Here is a 7,079-nt window from a genome sequence, read left to right on the forward strand (position 1 = left end):
GTCGCCGCCGGGCGGCCGCCCGGGGCGACGGTGTGCTCGGGGGCCGCGGGCGCCATGCGGCCAAGCATCCCTCCGGGCGCACCGGTGGAGAGGGTCACGGCCGCGACGGCGGCCGGCACCAGGTACCGCCGGAGGGATCGGCCGCGTCGCCGAGGGGCACGAATCGATGGAGTCGTCATGGGAGTTGACGCTAGGTGCGGGCGCGGTGCGTGGACGATACCGTCCACCCGTGGGAAAAGAGGGTGGTGGGCTGTAATGCCCGCCCCGGGGCCCATGGTTCAGACTTGCGCGCATGAACCACCATGGGGCCGGTCGGCTTTCGGAGTTGTGGCGCGGTCTGGGCTATCTGCTGGGGAGCCTGGTCACCGCCGTGGTCGCGCTGGTGGCGCTGCCGGTCCTGGTCGTTCCGACGGCCGGTCGTGCCTGGGCGTCCTGGCACCGCCGCCGCGCCGACCGGTTGCTCCGCGTTCCGGGGTCAGGCCCCGTCCGGGTCGGTCCGTGGCGGGTCCTCGGGTGGCTGGGCGCCTCCGTGGTGACCGGCGTGGCGTTCGGGCTCGCCGTCGTGCTGTGCGCGGGCAACGCGCTGACCACGGCCGTCACGGTGCCGCTGTGGTGGGCGCTGCCCGCCGGCACCCGCGCGGGCGGGTTCGCCGCCGGTGTCCCGCTGTCCGGCTGGGGTACGGCCCTGACCCTGGGGACGGCGCAGGCCGTCGTCCTGGCGGCCCTGACGTACGGGCTGGTGCCCCCGGTGGCGCGCCTGCACGCCCGGCTCTGCGTCGCGCTGCTGTCCCCGCCGGCCGCCGAGGCCTTGGCGCGGCGGGTGGAGGCCCTGACCGAGACCCGGGCCGAGGCCATGAACGCGCACGGCGCGGAACTGCGCCGGATCGAACGCGACCTGCACGACGGCACCCAGGCCCGGCTGGTGGCCATCGCGATGCGGCTGGGCGTGGCCCGCGAGCTGCTGGACGAGGACCCCCGGTCGGTGGCCGCGCTGCTGGCGGAGGCGCACGAGAGCGCCGAGGAGGCGATGGCGGAGCTCCGTACGGTGATCCGGACGATCTACCCGCCGATCCTCGCCGACCGCGGCCTCGCCGGGGCGCTGGCCGCCCTCGGGGCCCGCTCGGCGATCGACACCACGCTGGACGTCGGCGACCTCGGCACGATCCCGGCCGCGGTCGAGACGGTGGCCTACTTCACGGTCGCCGAGGCGCTCACCAACGCCGCCAAGCACAGCCGGGCCACCCGGACCACCGTCCGGGTCGCTCGCGAGGGCGACCGGCTGTCGATCGAGGCCACCGACGACGGGGTCGGCGGCGCGGACGAGACGCGGGGCACCGGCATCGCCGGAATCCGCCACCGCGTCCTGGCGCTCGACGGCACCGTCGACGTCCGGAGCCCCGGCGGCGGCCCGACCACGATCACGGTGAGCCTCGCATGCGGGTCGTGATCGCCGAGGACAACGTGCTGCTGTCCAGCGGCCTGGAGCTCCTGCTGACGGCCAAGGGCATCGAGGTCGCCGCGATCGCCCAGGACGCCCCGGGCTTCGTCGCGGCCGTCACCGAGCACCGCCCGGACGCCACCATCGTCGACGTACGGCTGCCGCCGTCCTTCCGCGACGAGGGCATCCACGCCGCCATCCGGGCCCGGCGCCTCCGGCCCGGCCTGCCCGTGCTCGTCCTGTCCCAGTACGTCGAGCAGCAGTACGCGGGCGAGCTGATCTCCGACGGGCGCGGCGGCATCGGCTACCTGCTCAAGGACCGGGTCAGCCGGGTGAGCGAGTTCGTCGACGCCCTGCGACGGGTCGCCGCCGGCGACACCGTCATGGACCCCGAGGTGATCGGGCAGCTCCTGACCGCCCGGCACGCCCGTGACCCGATCGCCGCCCTCACCCCGCGCGAACGCGAGGTCCTCGCCCTGATGGCCGAGGGAAAGGACAACACCACGATCGCCGCCCGGCTCGTCATCACCGACAACGCCGTCCACAAGCACATCGGCCACATCTTCGCCAAGCTCGGCCTCTCCCCGACCGACAGCGGTCACCGCCGCGTCCTCGCCGTCCTCACCTACCTCAGCCGCCAGTGAGCCAGGCCCGGCGCGCGGGTGGTGCGGGCCTTCGGTCGCCCTGCCGCGTCCGGTGGTCGGTCACCTGGCCCCTGCCCCCTGCCGTGCGAGCGGGGGACAGGGGCCAGGGGGCGGCTCGGGGCCGGGTGGGTCAGTTGAGGACGAGGATGTCGGTGCGCATGGGGAGGGGGCTGTTCCAGCCGATGTTGATCTTGAAGGTGACGACGCCGGGGCCGGGGGCGATGCTGGAGACCTGGAAGGGGGCGCCGCCGACGAAGCGGTTGCCGTTGGCGTCGGTCTCGCTGGCGGTGATGACGACGGTGGAGTTGATGCCGATGACGTTCCAGGAGATCTGGAGGTTGAAGGTGCCGTTGCCGGGGCTCCAGTTGACCCAGCCGCGCCAGACGGCGCCGACGTTGCCGCCGATGTCGGCGAGGTGCTGGTCCTGGTCGGCGTGCTGCAGGGCGCCGGTGATCTGGGGGGCCTGGGACGCGGTGGGTTCGAGTGCGGTCATGGCGGTTCTCCTCGCGCCGGGAGGGCCGACCGGCCCTCCGGATACTCGGAGTGTCCGCTGATGTGCGGAGTGCAACAATCACTCGTGGGGGTGAACGTCCGGCGTGTCGCCGCACCACCCCGCACGGCCGCACCCCCGGCCCGCACGCCACCGGCGCACACCGCCGCCGCCCGCCCGTCCTCCCGCCGCCGTCCCCGCCGGTCCCTGTCCTCGCCGCTTGCCGGGATGTCCCGTCCGTCCCTCTGTTGGTGGGTTTGGCGCGGTCTGTCTATGGTGGGGTGGTGGTTGAGGACGGGGTGTGGGAGGCGCTGGCGGATCCTGTCCGGCGTCTGATCCTGGACGGGTTGGCCGAGCGCGGTGGCCAGTCGCTGTTCGAGGTCTGTGTGCGCTTGACGTCCCGGCACGGGGTGGGGGTGTCGCGGGAGGCGGTCGGCCGGCACCTGGGGGTGCTGGAGGAGGCGGGCCTGGTGCGGGTGCGCCGGGAGGGCCGCTGCACGGTCCATGATCTGAACACCGAACCGCTTGAGCGCATCGCCGCGCGCTGGCTCAGGCCCGACCCAACTGAGGACGCCCCGTGAGGATCAATCTGGCCAGTGTCTTCGTCGACGACCAGGACAAGGCGCTGCGTTTCTACACCGACGTGCTGGGGTTCGTGAAGAAGACGGAGGTCCCGCTCGGCGGGCACAGCTGGCTCACCGTCGTGTCGCCCGAGCAGCCCGACGGTACGGAGCTGGTGCTGGAGCCGGACCAGCATCCCGCGGCCAGGGCGTACACCGCGGCGCTGGTCGCCGACGGCATCCCGGCCACCTCCTTCGCGGTGGACAACGTGCACGCCGAGTACGAGCGGCTGCGCGCCCTGGGGGTGCGCTTCACCCAGGCCCCGCTCGCCCTGGGGCCGGTGACCACCGCGGTGCTGGACGACACCTGCGGCAACCTCATCCAGATCGCCCAGTACCACTGACCCGCCCCGCCCGCCCGGCACCGCCTCTCGCCTCCGGGTTCCGCGGGGTGGCTGGTCGGTGCCGCCGGCCCCCACCCCGCGCTCATGCTCGCCACCGTCCTGCTCTGGGGCGCCGTCCACTCCGGCGGCCTGGCCGTGGCCCAGGCCTGGCTCGCCCGCGACGCCACCGACGCCCCCGAGTTCGGCAACAGCCTGTTCATCTCCTTCTCCAACCTCGGCATCACCCTCGGCACCACCCTCGGCGCGGCCGTCGTCACCACCACCGGCCCCCGCCACCTGCCCCTGGCCGCGACCGCCCTCACCGCCGTCCTCCTGCGCCGCCGCCTGCACGCCGACCAGCCGCACCCGCACGAGACCCGCCCCACCCCGGCCCCCTGACCGCCCGGGCCCGCGCCCCGCCCGGCCGCGCCTGCCTCTGGGCCGGGCTGGGCCGGGAAGGTTGACGGACAGTCAGCCGGCGGGACGGCACGGCCGACTCGTCGGTGGGAAGGGTCGGCGCCGTGCCTCCGGTGTCAGCGGTAGGAGTGGATCGGACGGGCACCGGCCGCGCGCAGGCCGCGAACACCTCGATGCGATGGCTGAACTCTCCCCATCCGAACATCTCGGAGTACTCCTTGCAGGACCCGGGCAGCGGCGTCCCCGGGTCCACCGGGGAGCAGCGGGAGTTCCTGCCGCGAACCCGATGCTCCGACTGCTCCTGGCCCTGGCCGGGCGGTCAGGCGTAACGGTCGAACAGGCCCTGCAGGTAGTCCTCCAGCCGCCCGGCCAGCACCGTGGGGGTGAGGTCGGTGCGGCCGAGTTCGCGCCAGGGGGTGGCGACCTTCTCGGCATCCGGGGCGAAGGCGAGGGCGTCGAGGAGGCGCCAGTACAGGTGGTCGCGCCCGGTGGCGAGCGGGCGGCCGCCGGTGGCGCTGTAGCGGTCGGCGAACGCCAGGCCGGCGTCGGGGCCGTGGAGCAGGGCCAGGGTGGTGGCGCAGTGGGCGACGTCGAGGTCGGCCGGGCCCCAGGAGGTCTCGACCCAGTCGACGACGGCGGAGACAGCGAGGTCGGGGCCGTGGCCGGTGAACAGGACGTTGCCGGGGTGGAAGTCGCGGTGCAGGAAGCAGCCGTGGTGTGCGGGCGGCGCGGCGTCGATCACCTGGACGGCCCGCTTCCACAGGTCGGGCCGGGTGGTGTCCGGGGGGACGGTGACCCGGTCGGGGGCGGTCCAGGGCTGCCAGGCGCGCGGGCGTTGCGCCGGTTCGGTCTGCAGGGCGTGGATGGTGGCGAGTTGGGCGGCGAGCAGGGCGGCGCGCGCGGGTGCCTCGCCGTCGTCGGCGACCCGGACGGTGCCGGGCAGGTGGCTCATGAGCAATGACGGGTGCTCGCACACCGCCCCTTCCGCGTCCAGGGCGTGCAGGCGGGCGGCGGGGACGGCGGTGTCCTGAAGCAGGCGCAGGACGGCTGCTTCGCGGGCCAGCAGGGCGGGGGCGTGGCGGCGGTAGAACGGTTTGACGAAGGAGCGCAGCACCAGCGCGTACGGGCCGGCGCCGTTGGGGCGCTGTACGTCCAGGCGGCGCATCCGGGAGGTCCAGCCGCCTTTGAGCGCACGCACCGCGGCGACGCGTTCGCCGGGCGCGAGCAGCCCCTCGACCCAGCGGCGCGTGCCGTCCCACTCCGGTCCCCAGTCCCCGTTGTCGATCACGGACGGCAAGCCTACGCCCCCGGGTCCGCCGACCCGCCGGGGCCCGGAGGTCGAGCGCGCTGACGTCTGGTCAACTTCCTTGCAACCAGCGCCCTGAGCCCTCTATTCCGATAGTCATCGAAGTTTGACAGGTGGAGTGCGCGCGGGGTTGGCTGGGCGGAGATCCGTACGGACGGCCGCCGAATGCCGTCGTGCGTACGGCCGTTCACGCGCGGGCGAACGAAGGCGGTCCTGTGCGTCGAGGTGGAGGAGGAGCGTGCCGATGTCCAGGGGAGTGGTGTTCGAGCGGACCGGTGGGCCGGAGGTGTTGGCGGTGCGTGAGCGGGCGCTGCCGGAGCCGGGGCCCGGTGAGGTGCGGGTGCGGGTCGCGGCGATCGGGCTCAACCGCGCGGAGGCCCTGTTCCGTGCCGGGATCTACCTGGAGCAGCCGCGCCTGCCGGCCTCTCTCGGCTACGAGGCCTCGGGCACGGTGGAGGCGGTCGGGGAGGGCGTGACCGAGGTCAGGCCCGGCCGGCGCGTGGACACGGTGCCGGCGTTCTCGCAGAACGACTACGGCGTCTACGGCACCCACGTGCTGGTTCCCGCCCGTGCCGTCGTCCCGCACCCGGAGAACCTCACGCCCGTGCAGGGCGCCGCGGTGTGGATGGCCTACCTCACCGCCTACGGCGCGCTGGCCGAGGACGGCCACCTGCGCCCGGGCGACCACGTCCTGGTCACCGCCGCCGCTTCCGGGGTGGGGCTGGCCGCGATCCGTACCGCGCGGCGCCTGGGCGCCCTCCCGATCGCCACGACCCGTACCCGGGCCAAGGTGAGGTCCCTGCGGGAGGCCGGGGCCGTCGAGGTCGTCGTCACGGGCGAGGAGGACCTCGGTGCCCGTGTCGACGCCGTCACCGCCGGGCGCGGGGTGCGTACCGTGTTCGACCCCGTCGCGGGGCCGGGGGTCCTGGCCCTCGCGGAGACGCTCGCTCCGGGCGGCCGCCTGATCGTGTACGGGCGTCTCGACCCGCGCGACACGCCGTTGCCCGGCCAGGACACGTTCGCCCCCGTCACGAGCCGTTTCTACAGCATGCACGAGGTGACCCGCGACGACGAACGCCTGCGCCGCGCCCACGCGTTCGTCACCGCGGGCCTGGCGGACGGCTCGTTCGTCCCCGTCGTCGACCGCGTCTTCGAGGGCCTGGACGCCGTCGTCGAGGCGCACCGCTACCTCGAGGCGGGGACCCAGATCGGCAAGATCGTCGTGGCCGTCGGCGACTGACCCGCCCGCACTGCCGGCTGCGCCGTCGCGGTGACGTGTCCGGGCCTCGCCGTTGCGGCGGGGCCCGGCCTGTCCTCACTCGCGCGGGGTCTGACCTGTTCCTATTCTCGTGGGGTCTGCCGCGCTTCGGCGTCGGCGGCCGTGACCACGGCTGCCAGCAGGCCGGGGAAGCGCTGTTCGAGTTCCTCGCTGCGCAGGGCGTTCATCTTGGTGGTGCCGACGTAGTACTGGCGGAGCAGGCCGGCTTCGCGCAGGACGGTGAAGTGGTGGCTGGAGGTGGACCGTCCGACGGGGAGGTCGAAGGAGCCGCAGCTGAGGTGGGCCGGTGAGTGGGCGAGTGTGCGGACCACGGTTCTGCGGGCGGGGTCGGCGAGCGCCTCCAGTACCTGCTGGACGCTGACGTCCTCCACACCCGGGTGCACGATCACCCGCGCCGTCACGCGTGCCCGTCCCACACCCACCACCCCTTCCCAACGCTCGACCCCCGTCCGCCTGATGGTCAAAGACCGCGCGGTGTGCGCGACTTCACGTACCCGACGCTACTATGCCCGACCCCGGTGCGGTCTTCACCGCGCGGCGTGCGCAGCGCGCCCTGGGCGCG

At 74.1% G+C, this 7,079-nt stretch carries 9 protein-coding genes; 6 read left to right on the plus strand and 3 right to left on the minus strand.

All coding sequences use genetic code 11. From position 1 onward, the window contains the following. Window positions 1-292 precede the first annotated feature (292 nt). On the plus strand, window positions 293-1,447 hold the full coding sequence (locus ABZW03_RS33875) for a histidine kinase (protein WP_355267081.1): 1,155 nt from the start codon (window positions 293-295) through the stop codon (window positions 1,445-1,447). Then, complete coding sequence (locus ABZW03_RS33880) at window positions 1,435-2,082, plus strand: response regulator transcription factor (protein ID WP_355267084.1); 648 nt, start codon at window positions 1,435-1,437, stop codon at window positions 2,080-2,082. Before ABZW03_RS33875 ends, ABZW03_RS33880 begins: the two co-directional genes overlap by 13 nt. Before the next feature lie 130 nt (window positions 2,083-2,212). Here the strand turns inward: ABZW03_RS33880 and ABZW03_RS33885 are convergent, their stop codons facing one another. Further along, window positions 2,213-2,575 (minus strand): hypothetical protein, encoded by a 363-nt coding sequence (locus ABZW03_RS33885; protein WP_355267086.1) that lies wholly within the window; start codon window positions 2,573-2,575, stop codon window positions 2,213-2,215. Between the two features lie 281 nt (window positions 2,576-2,856). On the opposite strand from ABZW03_RS33885, the gene ABZW03_RS33890 reads away from it, so the two are divergent. The 3 genes from ABZW03_RS33890 to ABZW03_RS33900 all read left to right on the plus strand — a co-directional run bounded on the left by ABZW03_RS33890 (window position 2,857) and on the right by ABZW03_RS33900 (window position 3,914). Beyond that, window positions 2,857-3,153: a helix-turn-helix domain-containing protein gene (locus ABZW03_RS33890; protein WP_355267089.1), complete on the plus strand. Its 297-nt coding sequence runs from the start codon at window positions 2,857-2,859 to the stop codon at window positions 3,151-3,153. Then, the gene (locus ABZW03_RS33895) at window positions 3,150-3,536 is read left to right on the plus strand and encodes a VOC family protein (RefSeq protein WP_355267092.1); all 387 of its coding nucleotides are present in this window, start codon (window positions 3,150-3,152) and stop codon (window positions 3,534-3,536) included. Before ABZW03_RS33890 ends, ABZW03_RS33895 begins: the two co-directional genes overlap by 4 nt. An 84-nt stretch (window positions 3,537-3,620) precedes the next feature. Continuing rightward, window positions 3,621-3,914, plus strand: a complete 294-nt coding sequence (locus ABZW03_RS33900; RefSeq protein WP_355267095.1) for a hypothetical protein — start codon at window positions 3,621-3,623, stop codon at window positions 3,912-3,914. 337 nt (window positions 3,915-4,251) lie between these two features. On the opposite strand, the gene ABZW03_RS33905 is transcribed toward ABZW03_RS33900, so the two are convergent. Further along, window positions 4,252-5,217 (minus strand): aminoglycoside phosphotransferase family protein, encoded by a 966-nt coding sequence (locus tag ABZW03_RS33905; RefSeq protein ID WP_355267104.1) that lies wholly within the window; start codon window positions 5,215-5,217, stop codon window positions 4,252-4,254. A 265-nt stretch (window positions 5,218-5,482) separates the two neighbouring features. On the opposite strand from ABZW03_RS33905, the gene ABZW03_RS33910 reads away from it, so the two are divergent. Continuing rightward, window positions 5,483-6,478: a zinc-dependent alcohol dehydrogenase family protein gene (locus ABZW03_RS33910; RefSeq protein WP_355267098.1), complete on the plus strand. Its 996-nt coding sequence runs from the start codon at window positions 5,483-5,485 to the stop codon at window positions 6,476-6,478. A gap of 101 nt (window positions 6,479-6,579) precedes the next feature. On the opposite strand, the gene ABZW03_RS33915 is transcribed toward ABZW03_RS33910, so the two are convergent. Beyond that, the gene (locus tag ABZW03_RS33915; RefSeq protein WP_355267101.1) at window positions 6,580-6,933 is read right to left on the minus strand and encodes a helix-turn-helix domain-containing protein; all 354 of its coding nucleotides are present in this window, start codon (window positions 6,931-6,933) and stop codon (window positions 6,580-6,582) included. Window positions 6,934-7,079 lie beyond the last annotated feature (146 nt).

It is taken from the genome of Kitasatospora sp. NPDC004799 (genome assembly GCF_040609095.1).
In the GTDB taxonomy this organism is placed as follows: domain Bacteria; phylum Actinomycetota; class Actinomycetes; order Streptomycetales; family Streptomycetaceae; genus Kitasatospora.